The following is a 19,563-nucleotide window of genomic DNA, read 5'->3' as shown; positions in this document are numbered from 1 at the left end:
ACCCCAGGATTTTTTCACTGTCTTTATAGAAAATTTAAAATTACGTTTTATCCTGTGTATAAGAAAAGGAAAGCCTGGGATCGCGGCTTTCAAAGAAAGGATGAAATTATATGAGCGAATATATTTTAAGGGCAGAAAATCTCAGTAAGTCATTTAAAGGTCATAAAGCGGTAAACAAAGTATCGCTGGCTATTGAGGAGGGCTGTATCTACGGCCTTCTGGGGCCAAACGGTGCGGGGAAATCCACCATACTGAAGATGATCACAGGGTTGCTGAGACCAACGGGAGGAAAGATTTATTTTGGAGATCATGAATGGTGCAGAAAGGATTTATACCATATTGGCGCGCTGATAGAAAACCCGCCTATCTATGAAAATCTGACGGCAGAAGAAAATCTGAGAGTACACACCCTGCAGCTGGGACTTCCGGAGAAGAGGATCCATGAGGTGCTGGATACTGTGGACCTGAAAAACACGGGGAATAAAAGGGCAGGACATTTTTCCTATGGAATGAAGCAGCGCCTGGGCATTGCCACGGCCCTCCTTGGGAATCCCCGGCTCCTGATTCTGGATGAGCCCACAAACGGCCTGGACCCTATTGGGATACAAGAGCTTAGAAATCTGATTCGGTGGTTTCCGGAGCAGGGAATAACCGTTATCCTATCCAGTCATATACTGGGTGAAGTGCAGCAGACCGCAGACCGTATCGGTATCATAGCGGGAGGTATCCTGGGATATGAGGGGGATATCTCCGGGAAAGAAAATCTGGAGGAGCTTTTTATGAAGGTTGTGAGAGAGAATGGGAGGGAATAAGATGATTGGAATGATCCGCGGGGAATTACTTAAAATGCGGCACTCCACCATGGGAAGATCCATGTGGGTTATGCCGGTTATCACCATTTTGCTGGGGTACCTCATCAGTATGGCGGGGCCGTATGCCCAGCAGTTTACTTATAATATATGGTATGGGACCTTATACCCTTGTCTGGTGCCGCTGTTATGCGCCATGAATATACGATGTGAGATCAGACTCCATTATCAGACCATGCTGGCCTCACCGGTATTCGGGGCGGGACAGTGGACTGCAAAATGTATTGCTGTGGCGCTGAAACTGCTGTTGTCACAAGGGATTTTTTGGGCTGTCGTCAGTCTGCTTGGAATAGTGTTCACCACATCGGTTCCCGTCAGCTTTGGGGGAGCAGGCATGCTGATCGTCTGGGCGGTGAGCTTATGGCAGATTCCCTTTTATCTCATGCTGGCTTCAAAGCTTGGCATGATTCCATGTGTTATGCTGGGACTTCTGGCTGCTTTTTTCAGTTTTTCCGTGGTGGAAAAAGGGTTGTTTTTCCTGTTTCCGTTCTCCATCGCGGACCGCCTTATGTGCCCTGTCCTTTTGATCCGTCCAAACGGGCTTTTACTGGAGCCGGGGGATGCTCTTTTGGATCCCGTTGTTTTTCTGTCTGGCTTCTGCATGGTGGCTGTGCTGCTGGCGGCAACGGTATTTGGCAGTGTAAAATGGTGGGAAAGACGGGAGGCGGTCTGAGATGAAGGGATTTTACAGGTTTCTAAAAAGCAGCGGATACAGAATGCGGCATTCTCTCTTTTTTGCGGCACATATTCTCATTCCTGTTTTGGGAGTGTTTTTATATGTGGCATACATGGGGCTGCGTTCTGCAGGGGGCTGGGAACATCTGACTTCTTATGTTACACTTTTAGCCATGGCCTATCCCGCTGTTACCGGGATTGTGACGGCAATGCTGACAGACAGGGAGGCTAAAGCGGGAAGGATGCAGAACCTGCTTGCAATGCCCAGCCGTGCGAAAGGTCTGGGGGCAGAACTCGTGCTCCTGCTCTTGTCAGGACTGCTGGCTATGGCCATTGCGGTATTTGGGTTTCAGGCAGTGCTGTGCCTGCAGGGAGAGGGGCCGGAGGCGGGAGATATCTTCCTTCTGACACTGGTACTCTGGGCATCCAACCTGCCCGTCTATGCAGAGCATCTGTTTTTGGGACTTAAATTTGGAGAAGGGGTGACGATTGGTGCAGGGGTGGCGGAATCTGTGGTTTCAGCGGTAATGCTGACCGGACTTGGCGACGGAATCTGGTATGTGTGGTGGCCTTCCTATGGTATGCGTTTTTCCACCATGTTACTTGCCCTCAAACAGGGCACATATGGAAATTTGACGGGGCAGCTCCGTCTTGGAGGAGTTTGCTATCTGGTAGTATCTGTGCTATTCTTAGTCATGACATTTTTATGGTTTCAAAAGTTTGAAGGCCGTAGGGAGGAGGCATAGATATGGCATCAATTCTGGCAGTGGATGATGATCCTCTGCTCCTTACTTTAATACAGAAGATTTTGGAGAGGGACGGGCACCGGGTTACGGCTGTGGGCAGCCCTCTGGAGGTTAGGAAGCTCTCCCTGTCTGCCTATTCTTTGATCTTGCTGGATGTTATGATGCCCGGGCTTGACGGATTTGAATTATGCCGGGAAATAAGGGATCTGGTGGACTGTCCGATCATTTTTCTGACAGCCAAAAGTGGGGAGGCAGATATACTGCGCGGGCTTGGACTGGGCGGAGATGACTATCTGAAAAAGCCCTTTGGTGCAGAAGAGATCCGGGCAAGGGTCAACGCACATCTGAGAAGAGACCAGCGGGAGAAAAAACATGCCCTGGAGGTATCGGGCTTCCGCTTTTTTCTGGGAGCGAAACAGATGGAGAAAGACGGGCAGGTCTGTCCCCTCACAAAAGGGGAATATGCAATCTGTGAATATTTGGCACTGCACCACGGACAGACATTGTCAAAAGATCAGATCTACGAGAGCGTGTTCGGCTATGACGCGGAGGGTGACAGTTCCGTGATTGCCATGCATGTGAAAAATATCAGGCAGAAGGCAGAGGGACTGGGCGGGATTCCGATACAGACCGTATGGGGGATTGGCTATACATGGAAAGAGAAAGAAGTTTAAAATGGCTTTTTATAAAATATCTGGTCAGCTGGCTGCTGGGGTCTCTGATCTTGGCATTTCTTGGCTTTATACTCATGTCCCTGGCTATGCAGGCAGGTTATATTTATCCTGCAAATTATGGGGATATTGAATATGAACGGGAGAAAGATAATTTAAAAAATACGGAGGAGATCCGCATGGAAGATATTCCTCCGCTGATGGATTATGCACTTTTTACAGAGGAAGGAACCTGGAAAGAGGGGACCATACCTGAAAAGGATGCAGAGAAAGCCTGGGAAGTAAGCCACAGAGGGTATTCCGGGATCAGCCGCATTTTTTACCGGTTGGTGGAGCGGGAGGGTGAAGTTCTGGTGCTGCGTTACTCCATCAAGGCTCAATTTGCGGACCCCAAGCTTCGGAAATATCTTCCGGCAGCGGAGGAGATCATATATGGATGTGTAATACTGGAGATCCTGGCATTTTTGATGTATATGGCTGTGCGATTTGGTAGGATGCTGGAGCGGAAGATGAACGGTATACAGAGTGCCATTGAAAAAATAGAGCAGGAGAATCTGGAATTCCAGGTGCAAAACTGCGGTGTCCGCGAGATTGATCGTGTGGGGGCTGCCCTGGATCACATGAAGGAGGCGCTGAAAAAATCCCTGATGAGCCAGTGGGATATGGAAAAAGCCAGACAGGAGAAGATATCGGCATTGGCTCATGATCTGAAAACACCCATTACCATTGTGAGGGGATACAACGAACTGTTGCTGGAGAGCACCCTTAAGGAGGAAGAACGCGCCTGTGTGGAGGCCATAGAAGTTAGTATCCGTCAGATGCAGGGGTATGTGGAGCAGCTTTTGGATATGACAAGAGGGAAGCAGCCGGCGGGGTTTGTAAAAAAGATTGTCTGCGCAGATGCATTCCTGGAGGAGATACACAAAAAATCACAGGGGATGGCAGCGGAAAAACAGGCGGTCCTGATGTGGAAGGCAGCAGAGATCCGCAGGGAAATACAGGCAGACGAGCAGCGCCTGGAACGGGCACTGCTGAATATCATAGCCAATGCCGCGGAATATGCAGGGCAGGGGGGGACCATCTGTCTGGGGACCTCTGCCCCGGAGGATGGTTTAGAGATCGTTGTGGAGGACAGCGGCCCGGGATTTACGGGGGAGGCGCTCAAAAAAGGAAAAGAAGAATTTTATACAGGCAGCAGTGCCAGAAGCGGGGGCGTACATTCCGGTCTGGGATTGTTTATTGCAGACAGAATTATAGAGGAGCATGGCGGCAGGCTGGAATTAGGAAATTCCGAAGTGTTTGGAGGCGGATGTGTCCGTGTGTGGCTGCCATGGTAAACCCGGAACCGCATTCAGCGCAGGCAGAAGTTCTTTTTTTTATGGGAACTTTGGCATGCGCTGTTTTTTGTAAAAAAATATCCGGAAGTGACCAAATTTTCCGGTGTGATTCGTTATTATTAGTAAGAATGATCATTCCGAAGAAAAAATCCGCTTAAGAACAGGAGGGAGAAGAAGGGGTGGAGAGCGAAAGAAAAAAGCATCCGGATGCCGTGCTTTTGGAAGATATTTTTATGAAATACAGAAATGGGATGTATGCAGTTGCCTTTTCCATTCTGCATGACCGGTATCAGGCAGAGGACGCGGTTGGGGACGCATATGAAAAGTTTATACCCTATCTGGGAAAATGCAGACAGATGGAGGAGAACAAGATAAAAGCGCTGCTGACCCGGTTTGTGAAAAATGCGGCTATAGATATATATAGGAAAAACAGACGGGAGCAGGGGAACGTGTCTGTGGAGGAACAGGAATGGCTGACCGACGCGTACAGGCCCATAGAGTCTTATATGAAAAGTCTGCAGTATAGGGAACTGATACAGGAAATAAGGAAAGTTCTGCCTGCACATTATTGGGAAGTTGTGTGTATGAGATATTTTGAAGGAATGCCGGTTCATGAGATTGCCCTGCGCCTGAATCTGAGCGAGGATAATATTTACTCCAGGCTGCGCCGTGCAAGAGAAAAGGTCAGAAGTGAAATGGGAGGTGAGATGGGTGAAGGATGAGAAGGAAAGAAAACCTCACAAGGAAGACAGCATGGAGAACATATTATATTTGATCGGGCAGGCATGGGAGCTGGAGCGTATGGGAGAAAACAGCGGGGAGCACAAGTTTTCTGATACATTTGAAAAACGGCAGCAAAGACTGCTTGACCAGGTGGATGCAGGAGAGGTCATAGTCAGGAATGCGAAGGGGAGAAAACCTATGAGTAAGAAAAAGTGGATTACGCTTACGGCAGCAGCAATATTAGTGACCGGCCTGGCAATTACAGCAGGTGCGTCAGATTTTTTTGGATTAAATAACATATTGGTGGATGATAAGATCAATCCTGTTGAGGAAAAAGAATATGTATCTGAATCTGCGGAAGGGGAGAAACAGGTGCTCAAAGAGAAAGAAGCCATAAATATGGTGGCAAGTGCACTGAAGGGGAGTAATGAATATAAAGCGGCACAGGAGTGGAGCAAATATGTTATAGAAAATTTAAATTCTGAAGAAGAACTGCAGGCAGTGGGGGAGATCAGTAAAAACGGACTGCCGGAAGAATTGGCAGAATACAGCAGCGCGTATGGGGTAAACACCCAAAGAACAGCAGACAAGGTGGATGAGATATCCCAAAAGTATGATCTGAAGTTGTTAAGTGAACCGGAGACAGTGGTAGATTATAATGAGATCATGGACAGGACAGGTATCCGTGATTTTCTGCTGGATAAGGAGCATTTGATCTGGAGCTATGCAAGGGTATTTCCGGAGGGGAACTTCAATGGAGACATCTGCCCCATACTGGAAGAAAACCAGCCGGAATACAGATATACAGGCGGCATGTCAGTGAACAGAAACGGTGTGTTCGGTGATATGGTTCTGAATATGGGAGATCTGTCAGACTATGAGGAATGGGAATATACAAACAAAAATGGAGATAACCTTGGACTCATGATCAATCATGTTACAAAACACAGTTATATTTTTTACAAAGGAGCAGAGAATTTTGTGCGTATAAATATGTCGGATGTATGGGATGAAAATGTTTATATGGATGGAAACGGGGGATATATTAACGTCCAGACAAATGAACCGGCAGAGGGTCCCGTGTCACTGACAAAAGAGCAGTTGCAAAGCCTGGGCGACATGATTGATTTTTCGGTATTTTAGTCTAACATGATTGGTATTATAAAGGGGCGGTCGGGAAATAGACTGACCTAAACAGGGGAGCCAATGACTTGTAGGAGTCATTGGCTCCCCTGAAATTAAAAAAGAAAAGGATGGCTAACGACAACCATCTTTTTCCACTACATGTTATAATGTGCATATAAGAACAAGGCCCTTTTGCGGTCAAAAATAAGTGTCAATAGAAAAGTAGGAGTATCCCGTGGAAAATCAAGTGCTGAAAGGCACCCAATTACACGGGATATTCCTATTCTTTGGTAAAGGGCTTAAAAATCGGTATTAACCGACAGTTCCTTTCTGAACCTGCACTGCGCACGGAAGAAAGATGACATACAGATGTCATGTTGCCGGTTGTAGAATAGAAGGGTATCTTGATTGCAGAAAGGAAAATAAAATGATAGAATCAGGAAGTAAATTATTATGTACGGATCAAAGAAAGCAGGTACAGTGCAGGGATCGGGGTGTGAGATGAAAAAAGTAATGAATTACGAGAATTTTACAGAAGTGCTGCTTGATGCCGGATTTTCCATGGGCGGCGGCAATTCGGAGGGCATATATTCCATTATTGACTGGGATTGGGACAAGGAGCCTCCATATGATACGCCGGTCAAGTGGCACACAGGAGACAAGGAGACAGACCCGTGGGAGTGGCGTATGCGGGTTTTGGATGAAAGAAATGATACGGCATACGCGAAATTCTTTTTCAGGAAAAGCGGGTATATCACCAAAGAATGGTATCCGTATTTTTTTGCCTGCCGCAGGGGCAGTATGGATTTTATGGATATGTACCTGGAAGGCAGGATCAGCAATGAGGCAAAACGTATATATACCAGTATAGAGGAAGAAGGCGTGATGCCGCTGCATGAACTGAAGAAGGCAGCCGGGTTTGGAAAAGAAGACAAATCCCGTTTTGACAGGGCTTTAGTGGAGCTGCAGATGAATCTTTTCCTCACCATTTGCGGGAGAAGGCATAAAATCAGTGCGGAGGGAAAACCCTACGGCTGGGACTCCACAGCCTTTTGCAAAACAGAGGACTTTTGGGACCGTGAAGTTTTGAAGGCGGCGTCCGCAGTCAGCAGCAAGGAAGCAGAGGAAAGGATCCGGGAACAGGTTCTGAGGCTGACCCCCCTTGCATCGGACAGAAACATACATAAATTTATATATGGCAGAGCCGGAAGGTGATCTGTCAAATAGCGCAGATAAGGAAAACGGGCGGCATACCCCAGTCATGGCTGGATGAACCGCCTGTTTTTTGGCATATATCCCAGTGTATAAATCAATATCCGGGGAATTTAGGTGACAGTTCCGCTGCCTGAACGTTCATCTTGGGAGTTACCACTGTACCGGGAGGCGTTTTCATGCCGGAAGCATGAAAATTCCGAGGCAGCCAGCGCGATATGGGGCAGAATGCTCCATATGTGCGCGTCGCGGAGCGTGTTACTGGACACGGAGTAAACAGTAACTCTTGGGAAGTCAGCTCTGAAACCATAAGGATAATTATATAGCAATTTACCCATAGCAGTGTTAGAATAAAAATATGTATAAAGCCCCGAATATTACGAAAGAATCGTTGAGGAACAAAAATGCAGAAAGATAGGAAAGATAAAGAACTGCAGAATGAGAACAGAAGGTTAAGAGAAGAGATCATACGGCTGAAACAATATGACCAAGTTACGGGTTTGTTCAACAGGGAGGCTTTCTGCGCATCTGCCGACGGAGCGATAAAGCAGAACCCTCATATCCGCTTTGAAATCATCTGCATAGATATTGAACGGTTTAAAATGATAAATGAATTGTACGGTGAAGAGCAGGGAGACCTGCTTTTAAAATACGTGGCAGAGCAGCTTAGGTACATTTCGCGCAAAGAAAAGCATATTGCGGGGAACCTGAGGGATGATGTCTTTGCTCTCTGCATTCCTGTGGAAGATGAGAAAAGCACAGTGGATCATCTGCTGGGGATCTTCAGCGGAAGCCCTGTAAACGCCCAGGCGGTTTTGGCAGTTGGGATCTATCGCATGGAGGAGGAAGTGATTCCCGCCGGAAATATGTGCGGCAGGGCACTGATGGCCCTGAATTCGGTTAAAGGCAATGACCACCATGTGGCAGTGTACCGGGAAAGTATGCGGGAAAATCTCCTCAGAGAGCAGGAGATCACCAACAGCATGGAAGCAGGGATCAAAAACAGGGAATTTAAAATCTATATGCAGCCAAAATGCAATATGGAGAGCGGTAAAGTAGTGGGGGCAGAAGCTCTGGTACGCTGGCAGCATCCTCAAAAAGGTCTGCTGCTTCCCGGGGATTTTGTGCCATTGTTCGAGAAAAACCATTTTATCGAAAAGCTGGATCTGTATGTCTGGGAGGAGACGGCTGCCTGGATCAGGCGTTGGCTTGACAAGGGCGGTACCTGTGTGCCCGTATCCGTAAATCTGTCGCGCATGGATATTTTTGACATGGACGTGTGTTCTGTGCTCACAGACATAATGGAGCGGTATCATATCCCATCCGGTTTGATCGAACTGGAAATCACAGAAAGTGTATATGCCGGTCAGTCTGAGCGGATCATTAAGGAGACGGAGAGGCTGAAGAAAAACGGATTTACAATTCTGATGGATGACTTCGGCAATGGGTATTCATCCCTGAATATGCTGAGCAGCACCAATATTGACATCCTAAAAATGGATATGCATTTTATGGAGGGGGAGGGGCTGAAAAGCCTGGGTATACTGGATGCGATCCTGCATATGAGCAAATGGCTGAATCTGCCGGTGATCGCTGAGGGGGTCAACCGGGAAGAACATGTGAAGACACTGCGCAGTGTGGGCTGTGTCTATGGGCAGGGCTTTTATTACTACTGCCCTATGAGTATCGAGGAATTTGAGGATCTGCTTCTTGCGCCTGACAAAGTAGACTTTTGTGACGGTGGGAAAAAACGGGTGGAGAGCAGCCACCTTCTGGATTTGAGTGATCTGTTCCACAAAGACACATTGACCGACCGGCTGTTGGGTAATATTACAGGTGCTGTGGCTCAGTACAGCTACGATGGGACCCACCTCTTTGTTCTGAGGGCTAACGGGGAATACTGCCGGCTGATGGGCGAATACTGGATGAGTGGAAGCGGCCATGTGGATGTTATGCAGGATATTTTCCCTGAGGACAGGGAGAAGATAACCGATGCCCTCTCAGAAGCAAAACGCAGCAAAGAGGAAAAGGGCGCAGAGGTTTTTGTGAGAAAAAGAAAGGGTGCGTCTGTCCTTTGGCTGAGGATACGTTTTTTCTGCCTGACTTCCAATTTTGGCAGTGAGATATTTTACGCAGCCCTGTCGGATGAGACCGTACGGATGAACAGCATTGAGAATCTCCGCATAAGTGAGGAGCGCTTCCGGCTGGCTATGGAGGCTACAAGATCTGTGATCTTTGAACTGGACACGGAGACGCGTACCGCATATTATTCTGAATATGCGCAGAAGGCGTTTGGGCTGGATGCCACGGTGGCAAATGCACCGGAGGGATTTATTGAACAGGGTACGGTGTGCCAAGGATACGAGGAAGCCTTCCGGGATATATACCGTGCTATTTACAGGGGGGAGGACAGAGCCTCCTGTGTGGTCAAGGCAAAAATGGGGGATGGCAGTACCGTCCGCAACCGCATTACCCTCACTGCGATCAGGGATAAAGACGGAAAAACAGTAAAGGCGGTGGGTATGGTGGAAAATGTATCCTACAGTGAGGTGGAAGATGAAGCGAAATAAAACCAAGCCGGAAACTTTTAAAGGGATATACAGAGTTGATGTGCAGGTTTTTCTTATGACCGCCATTATTGTGATCATTTCCTGCGGACTTACTTTTGGGGTGAGTTACAGCCTGACTTATAACGGAATGATCCGGGCGCTTTGTGCCAGGGCAAACAGTATCTATGAGTATGCGGACGGCAAACTGGATGTGGAGACCTTTCGGAGGCTGAACAGCAGGGCGGACGGCACGTCTTATCTCTACCAGGAGGCAAAAAGGACACTGGAAAGTGTCAAAACAGCCACAGGTGTCCGATATCTCTACACAGCCAAGGAAAAGGAAGACGGTACATTTATCTATCTGGTGGATGGACTGCCGGACACCGGCAAGGATTTCCGGTATATAGGAGATGCCATTGAACCGGAGTGCTATCCGGATATGAAGAAGGCCATGGAGAACCAGGTGGTGCTTCCCAAGGACATCAATCATACCAGTTGGGGAAATGTTTTCATCGCTTATTTTCCCATGCATGACGAAGATGAGGTGGTGGGGGTACTGGGAATTGAATTTGATGCTTCCAGCCAGTACCGCACTTTCAGCAATATGAAGTTTGCGGCTCCGCTCATCATCTGCATTTTTTGTGTTCTTGCCGCCATTACAGCCGTGGTGCTTTTCCGCAGGATCTCCAATCCGGCCTACAAGGATATGGCCAATACGGATTTGCTCACAGGGCTGAAAAACAGAAATGCTTTTGAAGTGGATATCCACAACCTGGAGACAATGAGGACAAAGAAAGGACTTGCTGTTGTCTCCGTTGACTTAGATGGATTAAAGCACATCAATGACACTTTTGGGCACACTGCCGGAGATAAGTATATTCAGGCGGGGTGCGGGATCCTTAAAACATGTCTTCCGAAGTCTGCAGCCCTGTATCGGACAGGAGGAGATGAGTTTGCCATCATCCTTCGTGAGGTGCCGCGCGAGCGTATCCTGGAAATGCTGGATAAGGTCTGCCAAAGGAAACCGGCTGAGGGACTGGCTGCAGGTGTGGAGATTCGGATGTCTGCAGGATACGCTGTTTACGATGATACCACGGATCAATCCCTTGAAGATACCTATAAAAGAGCAGATACACAGATGTATCTGCAGAAAAAGGAAAAATACGAGGATATGAAACCGTAGGGATTTCTTTTTCTATTCCTTTATGGTATTCTATATGCATAAAATATATATGGGAGGAATTGTATGGGTATCGTACTAAAAAGAGAGCTGGACCCTTTGTTTGAGACCCTTGCTCTGCTTAGTGTAGAAAATCCCGAAACATGGCGGGAAGAGATCATCCGGGATCTCAACGGCTTCGGACTTGGAGGGGAGATGTTTTACCAGAAATATTTTCCGCCGGTAGAGAAGTATGTCAGGACCTTTCTGAAACATAAAGTTAAGACCCCCCAGGAGGAGTTTTTTTATAAAGATAAATCCCAGGATATGTTTTTTTGGATCGTAGCTTTGGCTGTGGAGAACCGCCAGTATCTGGAGAACCCCGGGCAGGCAGATCCGGCCGCAATGCGCAGAAGATTGGCCTATTACCTTGTAGACATGGAAAAAAATCCTGATATCAAGACAGAAGATGACCTGCCGGACCTTTCAGGGGAAAAGACACTTTTGGAGTTTATGGACGGCCTGCCTGTGAAAAGTGAGGAAAAGTGGTATGTCCTGGATTGGCTGAGAAGACCCGTCTACCGGCTGGAACAGCTTGGCGAAATGATCAGACTGAATCTTCCGGCATTTGAAAAAGCCAGGGATTCTGTGAAGAAGCCTTTGGAAAAGCTGCTGCAGAAAAAAGAAAATCTGGAAGGCAATGAATCTTATGCAAAAATGGCAGAGCTCTGTGAAGAAAACCAGGCAGTATATATGTCCATGGGAGTACCTCTGGCGCAGATCGTTATGCTGACGTGCGGATACCATGGAGTTCTCATGGGATACCTGGATACAGGGAAACATTCCGGAAATGTGTCTAAAGAAATGGTCATCCGCCAGGCAAAGGCACTGAGCGACCAGAGTAAACTGGATATATTATGTGACCTGAAGTGCTCCAGGAAATTCAACCTGGAACTGGCAGAGAGTCTGGGATTGTCGCCTTCAACAGTGTCGCATCATATGAACTCGCTGTTGCTCTGCGATTTTGTCACCGTGGAAAAGCGGGATGGAAAAGTGTATTATTGTTTGCAGGAAGACACCATACGGGAGTTCCTGAAAAAGGTGGAGGAGATGCTTTTATGACACCTCCACATATTGTGATCAAAGATTGTTTGACAAGCAGTATGATTTGGAGCGGTAGAGGAGTAAGTGGTTTATGAAAAGATATATTGCCTTGTTAAGGGGAATCAATATAAGCGGAAAAAACAAGATAGCAATGTCTGAATTAAAAAAGTGCTTTGCAGAACTTGGTTTTGCAGAGATTGTCACCTATCTAAACAGTGGTAATGTTATCTTTTCAAATGCCATTGAGGATAAAGACGTTCTTTCAAATAAAGTACAGCTCATGATCAAAGACAGATTTCATTTAGAGATACCGGTCTTTATTATTTTGCAGGAAGAATTAGCAGAGCTGTTAAAGAATGCTCCTGATTGGTGGGGAGATGATAATAGAGAGATATATGATAACCTTATATTTCTTCTGCCTCCTTTATCTTATGAGGAGTTCTATGATGAAATAGGAGTGCCTAAAGCGGAATATGAGAGCGTGTATCATTACAAAAATGTTGTTTTCTGGTCCTTCAGCCGGAAGGACTATCAAAAGACAAATTGGTGGTCAAAGACTGCCGGTTCCGGTGTAAGCGGCAGGATCACCATTCGGACAGCTAATACAGTTAGAAAAATAGCAGGTATGTGACAGCCTTAACAGCGCCGGGTTTGGAAGAGCGGAAAGGAATCGTTATGTATTTTGCCGGTTAAGGTTATTAGTTTGTACACCGCCGTATAGAAAGAAAATATAGGAATATGGATTGGCTATAGTTTGAGGAGATGCATTTCAGCACCTCCCTTTTTTTATTTATTGTAACTGTTCAGTACCCTCACAGTTACAGTAAAAATCCAAGCAGAATCGCCTTTGGCGATGGGATTTTTGCTTGGCTGCGGAATGCTTTCTTACGGTCAGCGCAGTGAATGCACAGACCTACGGAATAGTTACTATTTATTCTGTTCTGAATTCGATTTTTATAGAATGTATTTGGCTAATATAGAATTATATGATATTTTATATACATGAAATATATTTCACGTAAGTAAAACAATATAATTGCGGTAACACAATGATCGGGAGGGATATTATGACACTATATAAACCAAAAGACCGCCTGCTTCTGGGCGGCACCATATTGCTTGGGGGGCTGTCCTCGTTATTGGCAGCATTTGTCTCAATCTTCCTGCAGAGAGTCATAGATGTGGCTGTTGCGGGGGAGATCAGAGAGTTTTACAGGGTACTGGGGGGGATGGCCGCTTTTCTGCTGGCTTTTGGAGTCATCAGCTTTTCGGAAGCCTTACTGGGGAAAATCCTTTTGAGGAATGTGACCCGATATCTGAGGGGCAGGGTCTTTAAGGGGGTGATGAAACAAGACCCCAAAGAGTATACAGCACAGAATACAGCGGACTATCTGTCCGCTCTTGTGAATGATGTGAAATTGGTGGAGGATAATTATCTGGTTCCGCTGCTGCTTTGTTTCCAGATGGCAGTGCTCTTTCTGGCTACCCTTGGGATCCTGTTATATTTAAGTCCCCTGGTGACCTTTATATTGCTTCTGTTTTTAGTGCTCTTGTTTGCGGTGCCTGCGCTTATGGGGAAAAAACTCCAGGAACGGCAGGACGCGTATTCGGCACAGCTGTCCTCCTTTACTGCGGCGGCAAAGGATTTTTTGAATGGCTATGAAGTGATACGGGGATATTCTGCCTTACACTGTATTTTAGGCAGATTTCATAAAGTGAATAAGGATACTGCGGACAAAAAATTTGCTGCCGACAGGCTGATGGCAGTAAATGAGAGTTTTTCTGATATTTTTTCTTCCCTGACAGTTATTGTGATCGTGTTTGTGGCGGCCTGGCAGATGATGCAGGGAAAGGTAAGTATGGGAACACTTCTTGCGTTGATCCAGCTTAGCGGGACGTTTGTCACACCGGTGGTAATACTGATGCAGAATATTCCAAAAATACAGGGGATCAAACCGGTTATGGAGCATTTGGCGGAGCTGATGGATATATCCCGCAATGAAGGGGAGGACAGCAGCAGACAGGAATATGAAATGCAGGGACTGCAGGATGCGATCCGCTGTACGGATCTTACGTTCTCTTATGCGGATGATCAGAAGGTGCTGGAGCATGAGGATTTTCTGTTTGAAGCAGGGAAAAAGTATGCTGTTGTGGGTCAAAGCGGGTGTGGGAAATCCACGCTGATCAAACTTTTGACCGGATATTTCCGGGATTTTCAAGGGCAGATAGAGATAGATGGGCATTCCCTCAAGGAGATGCCGCAGGAGGAGATCAACAGGCGGATAGCTGTTATCCATCAGAATGTGTTTTTATTTGATACGGATATCCGCGATAATATCTGCCTGGGACGGCAGTATTCGGATGAAGAGATACATAAGGCGTTGATGGAGAGCGGAATGGAGGATTTCCTTGCAGGGATGGAAGGAGGAATAGACAGTAAGGTGGGCGAAAACGGACAGCTTTTATCCGGGGGACAGAGGCAGAGGATCGCCGTTGCGCGGGCACTTATCAGGAGGACGCCGGTGTTGATCCTGGATGAGGGTACGTCTGCAATTGATCGGGAGACGGCGTTTGAGATCGAGAAAAGGCTGTTGGAGAGACGGGAGTTGACGGTCATTACCATCACGCATCATATGGATGAGAGGCTGGAAGGGGAGTATGATGGGATCTTGAGGTTAGGTGTTTGATGTATAGCCCTCCCTTCCTTTGACTGGTTGTGGCTGTGGGCAGTAACAGTTCAGACAGGTCTGCGCATTTACTGCGCTGACCGTATGAAAAAGTAGTGCCAGCTTTATCCGGCCCATCGCGAAGCGATTCTTAATGGCTGGATGCGTAACGGTTCAGCTTGTCTGAACTGTTACTGTGGGTATGATCAAAACGGCTTGATTGTTGGAGAAAACTGGGGTATGCTATAGGAAAAATGTTAGGTCTGCGGGAGTGTGTGGATTTTGAGGGGGATGGGAAAATGGGTATGAGAGGAAGGGAGGATGTTTTATGGAGATCAATCGGATAGGATGGATCCGGACGGATTTTCCTGCGAAGTTTGGGATCCCGCGTCAGAGTGGGTTGGTGGAGGATCTGGCGGGAACGGTGGTTTTTGAGGCAAAGTATAGGAATCCGGACGCATTCAGGGGGCTGGAAGAGTTTTCGCATATATGGCTTGTTTGGGAGTTTTCTGAATCGGCAAGAGATAAATGGCAGCCCATGGTGAGACCGCCCAGGCTTGGGGGAAACATAAGGAAAGGGGTATTTGCTACACGTTCACCTTTTCGGCCAAATCCCATCGGGTTGTCTTGTGTACGTCTGGAGCGGATTGAGATGCATCCGGAATACGGCCCTGTCCTTCATGTGAGAGGGGCGGATTTAATGGATGGAACGCCGATCCTGGATATTAAGCCTTATGTTCCTCATGCGGACAGCCACCCGGAGGCAGAGGGCGGATTTGCGTCCAGACATAAGGAAGACAGGCTGGAAGTGGAATTTCCGGAGGAGCTGGAGAAAAAAGTGCCGGAACATAAGAGAAAGGCCCTCAGGGGCGTTCTGGCCAATGACCCAAGGCCTGCATATCAGAATGATCCGGAGCGGATCTATGGGTTTGGCTTTGCAGGGCTGGAGGTCCGTTTTACTGTCAGGGAGGGACTTCTTACGGTATGTGAGGTGGTGCCTCAGGGATGAAGTTTTTGATTCAGAAAAGGCTGTGGGCAGAGAGGCCGGAGCAGAGGCTTATGGGAAAGATGGGGCGGTTTTTTGAAGACTGCAGGATGCTTTAGACGGCTGGAGAATGACAGTGATTCTCCAGCCTTTTTAGAGGATTTTGCCGGTTACAAAATACGGATCTTGTATTTTTCCAGCCAGTAGTTCACCTGGAGCATGTAGGCGAGCATCTGGGGGCCGGCCATGAGCTGGCCGTAGAAGGGTTTACCGTAGTCGGAGGGGCTTTCCAGGAATGCGTGTACTTTGCGGGTGTCCAGGATTGGGCGGATGGGGGCATTGGGGTCTGCCAGAACTTCTTTTAGGCGGTCGCCCAAAAGGTTTTCATAGGCAGGGTCATAGGTTTTGGGGTAGGGGCTTTTTTTCCTCCAGAGAACCTCTTTTGGGAGATATCCTTCCCCTGCATGGCGCAGCAGGCCTTTGACGATGCCGTCCGGGCACTTCATGCTCCAGGGGACATTGAAGATGTATTCCACGATCCGGTGGTCTGCCAGGGGGACACGGGCTTCCAGGCCGGAATACATGCTGGTGCGGTCCATGCGGTCCAGCAGTGTCACCATGAACCAGCGCAGGTTCAGATAGGAGATTTCACGGCGGCGTTTTTCTTCGGGATTCTCTCCCGGCAGGACCGGTGTCTCACGGATGGTCTTTTCATAGGCGGCATGTGCGTATTCCTCCATGCCGAGGGATTCGGCAAAGTCGTCGGACAGGAGGACTTTTCTGGGCTCCATGCTCATGGACCAGGGGAAATTGTCTCCCTCAAATGCCTCTTTTTTATGGAACCAGGGATACCCGCCGAAGATTTCATCTGCGCATTCACCTGTGAGGGTCACTTTGTTGTGCTCCACCACCTGGGAACAGAAGTAGAGCATAGAGGATTCCACGTCCGCCATACACGGCAGATCTCTGGCGTCCACAGCTTTGAACAGACAGTCCACTTGTGCCATATTGTCGCACTCCAGAAAACGGTGGTTTGTGCCGGCATACTCCACCATTTTTTCTGCCCAGGGACGGTCCTGGCTTGGCTGGAAGGCGTTGGATCTGAAATATTTATTGTTGTCTTTAAAGTCAAAAGAGAAGGTGTTCAGGACTTTTCCCTGTTTTTTCAGCTCTGCGGCACAGATAGAGGTGACCAGGCTGCTGTCCACACCGCCGGAGAGAAAGGTGCTGATGGGAATGTCGGAGAGCATCTGTTTTTTAACAGCGTCCTCCACCAGCCAGGCTGTCTTTTCCACGGTCTCGTCAAAAGAGTCTGTATGGGGGCGGCTTTCCAGGTTCCAGTAAGCATGTTCAGAGACTCCGCCTGGTCCCAATGTCAGGCAGTGTCCCGGAAGTACCTCACTGACATCTTTGAAGACGCCTTTTCCGTAACTTTTAGCAGGCCCCAGAGCGAATACTTCGCACAGGCCGTCCCTGTCCAGCTGGGGTGTTACCCCGGGGAAGGCGAACAGACCTTTGATCTCAGAGGAAAATACCAGGGTTTTGTCAGCCCATGTATAGAATAGAGGCTTGATCCCCAGGCGGTCTCTGATAAGGGACAGTTGGTTTTTGGCGGAATCCCACAGAGCTATGGCAAAAATACCATTTAATTTTTTGATGTATTCCTTCCCGTGCAGCATAAATCCGTTTAAAATCACTTCGGTATCGCTGGCAGTCTCAAAGACAGCCCCTTCTTTTATCAGTTCTTTTTTCAGTTCAGGCATGTTGTAGATCTCACCGTTGTATGCGATGGCATAAGTGCCGGATGCACTCTTTCGTATCATAGGCTGATGACCTGTGACAAGGTCAATGATCTCCAGCCTCACATGGGCCAGGCCGCAGCTTTTGTCCAGATAAGTCCCCTGGTCATCCGGTCCCCGGCGCTTTTGTATCCGGTTCATTTCCTCCAGGATGTGATTCCATTTCCCCTTTTCCTCCGTAAAATCTCTTTTCGGATTACAAAATCCTGCGATACCACACATAGAATTTCCCCTTTCTTCTGATACCCCATAAGGGATTTGCCCGCATACTGCTGCGGGCAAACCCCTGCCGGGTGAAAAATTGAGCTGCGTTTGACGGTGACAGCAGTTTTTTACTGTATGACCGGCTGATACTGCTTTCCGTTTAAAGCTGCTTCAATGGAAGGTATGAGAAGTTCCGTGCGGGCGATCATGGAATTGGGCTTTTTCTCGGGGTTATCCTGACCGAAAGGAACAAAATAGATGTTCTTGGCATTCAGGAGCAGGCCGATATTCTTCATATTCATCCCCAGTGCGTCGTTGGTGGAGATGGAGATAAGCAGAGGCTTTTCGTTCCGCAGATGCGCCTTGGCTGCCATGAGGGCAGGGGTATCGGTAATGCCGTTTGCAAGCTTTGCGATGGTATTGCCTGTGCAGGGCAGGATCACCAGGATATCCAGCAGGCTTTTGGGGCCGATAGGCTCTGCCTGGGGGATGGTGAGCATGGGTTCCCTGCCTGTTATGCTGCGTGCCTTTTCTACAAAGTCCTCTGCATTGCCGAAACGGCTGTCAATGCTTTTGGCGGCATCTGAAAAGATGGTTTGTATTTCTGCGCCTTCGTCTGCAAGCTTTTGTAATTCCTCAAACACTTTTTTATATGTGCAGAAGGAGCCGGTAAAGGCCACTCCCACTTTCCTTCCTTTTAACGACATGATCGTTTCTCCTATTCTTCAAATTCCTTTAATATACGAAAAACAGCTTCCGCAATGGCATAGGCGGAGGAACGAGGGGCATATTTCCCCGGAAGTCCCGGACAGAGATATGCGGATATCCCCAGGTTCTTCGCTTCGGCATGATCCAAACCGCCGGGAGCGGAAGCAATATCAATGATGAGAGCCTGTTTTTTCAGGCTCTTTAAAAATGACCTGTCAATGATCTGCGCGGGAATTGTGTTGAAGATAAAATCAAAACTGCCCGCGTGTTCTTTCAGTTCCTCCAAAGAGACAGCGTCCCCTGTCAGCGCCTGGGCTTCTGCCCGCACGCCGGGTCTTCTGGCACAAACCGTTACATGACAGAACATCCCTTTCAGATACGAGGCCAGGGTTTTCCCGCAGGTTCCGTATCCCAGTACAAGACAGCGGCTATGGTGGAGATTGCAGCTGCTTTTCTGAATGGCTTCCGCAACGGCGCCTTCTGCGGTTGCTATGCTGTTTTTTACAGTGAGTATCTCATCCTTCATCAGATCAGAGACAAAAATGCCTTTTGAAAATAACTTTTCCTGGAAGTCTCTGGGTATGCATCCTGCAAAGAAGGACTGGCCCTCCCGGAGCATATCCGGCAGAAGGGACAGTGGGATATCTTTGCTTTTGCTTATGGGGATTGGCGCAAGAATGGTCTCTGCGTTTGAAACTGCCTCCAAAAGAGAGGGGGCAGTATAGCAGGAGGTGCCCGGAATATCTGCGCAAAGTGCATATTTACAAACCTTGCAGCCGCATTCCAGGAGATATTGTGCCAGATAGACCTGACGCATATCTCCGCCGATGACTGCAAAATCAAATTTTTGGTGACTCATTGCCTGGCTCCTGAATGTCTGAACTCTTATTTACTATATGTAAGAGGGAAAAGAGATGTGTTAGAGGAGTAACAGTTCAGCCTTTTTCTGTCCCGCGGGGTGCTGCCTTGCAATTGCAAGGCGATCCCGAGACAGCCACGCGCCGGACTGCCGGAAGGCTGAATAGTAACTT

General features: G+C 47.9%; 17 protein-coding genes. 14 read left to right on the top strand and 3 right to left on the bottom strand.

Annotated features, from left to right (window positions below; all coding sequences use genetic code 11):
• Positions 1-110 precede the first annotated feature (110 nt).
• From C6P39_RS03140 to tsaA, 14 genes are all read left to right on the top strand, one after another.
• Positions 111-812, top strand: coding sequence for a lantibiotic protection ABC transporter ATP-binding protein (locus C6P39_RS03140; protein WP_104802792.1), 702 nt, complete (start codon positions 111-113; stop codon positions 810-812).
• Between the two features lies 1 nt (position 813).
• The gene (locus C6P39_RS03135) at positions 814-1,542 is read left to right on the top strand and encodes a lantibiotic immunity ABC transporter MutE/EpiE family permease subunit (protein ID WP_158661445.1); all 729 of its coding nucleotides are present in this window, start codon (positions 814-816) and stop codon (positions 1,540-1,542) included.
• 1 nt (position 1,543) lies between these two features.
• On the top strand, positions 1,544-2,290 hold the full coding sequence (locus C6P39_RS03130; protein WP_104802790.1) for a lantibiotic immunity ABC transporter MutG family permease subunit: 747 nt from the start codon (positions 1,544-1,546) through the stop codon (positions 2,288-2,290).
• 2 nt (positions 2,291-2,292) lie between these two features.
• Positions 2,293-2,964: a response regulator transcription factor gene (locus C6P39_RS03125; protein WP_104802789.1), complete on the top strand. Its 672-nt coding sequence runs from the start codon at positions 2,293-2,295 to the stop codon at positions 2,962-2,964.
• Positions 2,943-4,298, top strand: coding sequence for a sensor histidine kinase (locus C6P39_RS03120; protein WP_158661444.1), 1,356 nt, complete (start codon positions 2,943-2,945; stop codon positions 4,296-4,298). Before C6P39_RS03125 ends, C6P39_RS03120 begins: the two co-directional genes overlap by 22 nt.
• A gap of 179 nt (positions 4,299-4,477) precedes the next feature.
• Positions 4,478-5,020 carry an RNA polymerase sigma factor gene (locus C6P39_RS03115; RefSeq protein ID WP_095173381.1) on the top strand — a complete coding sequence of 181 codons (543 nt, stop codon included), beginning with the start codon at positions 4,478-4,480 and terminating at the stop codon, positions 5,018-5,020.
• Positions 5,010-6,164 carry a hypothetical protein gene (locus C6P39_RS03110; RefSeq protein WP_104802787.1) on the top strand — a complete coding sequence of 385 codons (1,155 nt, stop codon included), beginning with the start codon at positions 5,010-5,012 and terminating at the stop codon, positions 6,162-6,164. Before C6P39_RS03115 ends, C6P39_RS03110 begins: the two co-directional genes overlap by 11 nt.
• 435 nt (positions 6,165-6,599) lie before the next feature.
• On the top strand, positions 6,600-7,361 hold the full coding sequence (locus C6P39_RS03105; protein ID WP_242986888.1) for an AlkZ-related protein: 762 nt from the start codon (positions 6,600-6,602) through the stop codon (positions 7,359-7,361).
• 401 nt (positions 7,362-7,762) lie between these two features.
• Positions 7,763-9,928 (top strand): EAL domain-containing protein, encoded by a 2,166-nt coding sequence (locus C6P39_RS03100; RefSeq protein ID WP_104802786.1) that lies wholly within the window; start codon positions 7,763-7,765, stop codon positions 9,926-9,928.
• Positions 9,915-11,090 carry a GGDEF domain-containing protein gene (locus C6P39_RS03095; RefSeq protein ID WP_158661443.1) on the top strand — a complete coding sequence of 392 codons (1,176 nt, stop codon included), beginning with the start codon at positions 9,915-9,917 and terminating at the stop codon, positions 11,088-11,090. Before C6P39_RS03100 ends, C6P39_RS03095 begins: the two co-directional genes overlap by 14 nt.
• A 63-nt stretch (positions 11,091-11,153) precedes the next feature.
• Positions 11,154-12,188 carry an ArsR/SmtB family transcription factor gene (locus C6P39_RS03090; RefSeq protein WP_104802784.1) on the top strand — a complete coding sequence of 345 codons (1,035 nt, stop codon included), beginning with the start codon at positions 11,154-11,156 and terminating at the stop codon, positions 12,186-12,188.
• A 73-nt stretch (positions 12,189-12,261) separates the two neighbouring features.
• Positions 12,262-12,801 carry a DUF1697 domain-containing protein gene (locus C6P39_RS03085; protein WP_104802783.1) on the top strand — a complete coding sequence of 180 codons (540 nt, stop codon included), beginning with the start codon at positions 12,262-12,264 and terminating at the stop codon, positions 12,799-12,801.
• 436 nt (positions 12,802-13,237) lie between these two features.
• Positions 13,238-14,857, top strand: a complete 1,620-nt coding sequence (locus C6P39_RS03080; protein WP_104802782.1) for an ABC transporter ATP-binding protein — start codon at positions 13,238-13,240, stop codon at positions 14,855-14,857.
• A 307-nt stretch (positions 14,858-15,164) separates the two neighbouring features.
• A complete protein-coding gene (gene tsaA, locus C6P39_RS03075; RefSeq protein ID WP_104802781.1) occupies positions 15,165-15,845 on the top strand; it encodes a tRNA (N6-threonylcarbamoyladenosine(37)-N6)-methyltransferase TrmO in 681 nt (226 codons plus the stop codon).
• 146 nt (positions 15,846-15,991) lie between these two features.
• Here the strand turns inward: tsaA and asnB are convergent, their stop codons facing one another.
• The 3 genes from asnB to C6P39_RS03060 all read right to left on the bottom strand — a co-directional run bounded on the left by asnB (position 15,992) and on the right by C6P39_RS03060 (position 19,391).
• The gene (gene asnB / locus C6P39_RS03070; RefSeq protein WP_104802780.1) at positions 15,992-17,842 is read right to left on the bottom strand and encodes an asparagine synthase (glutamine-hydrolyzing); all 1,851 of its coding nucleotides are present in this window, start codon (positions 17,840-17,842) and stop codon (positions 15,992-15,994) included.
• Between the two features lie 110 nt (positions 17,843-17,952).
• The gene (locus C6P39_RS03065; protein ID WP_095173392.1) at positions 17,953-18,531 is read right to left on the bottom strand and encodes a dipicolinate synthase subunit B; all 579 of its coding nucleotides are present in this window, start codon (positions 18,529-18,531) and stop codon (positions 17,953-17,955) included.
• Positions 18,532-18,542: 11 nt separating this feature from the next.
• Positions 18,543-19,391 (bottom strand): dipicolinate synthase subunit DpsA, encoded by an 849-nt coding sequence (locus C6P39_RS03060; RefSeq protein WP_104802779.1) that lies wholly within the window; start codon positions 19,389-19,391, stop codon positions 18,543-18,545.
• Between the last annotated feature and the right edge of the window lie 172 nt (positions 19,392-19,563).

This window comes from Blautia marasmi, assembly GCF_900258535.1.
Classification (GTDB): domain Bacteria; phylum Bacillota; class Clostridia; order Lachnospirales; family Lachnospiraceae; genus Blautia; species Blautia hominis.
This window is presented reverse-complemented; position numbering and strand designations above follow the sequence as displayed.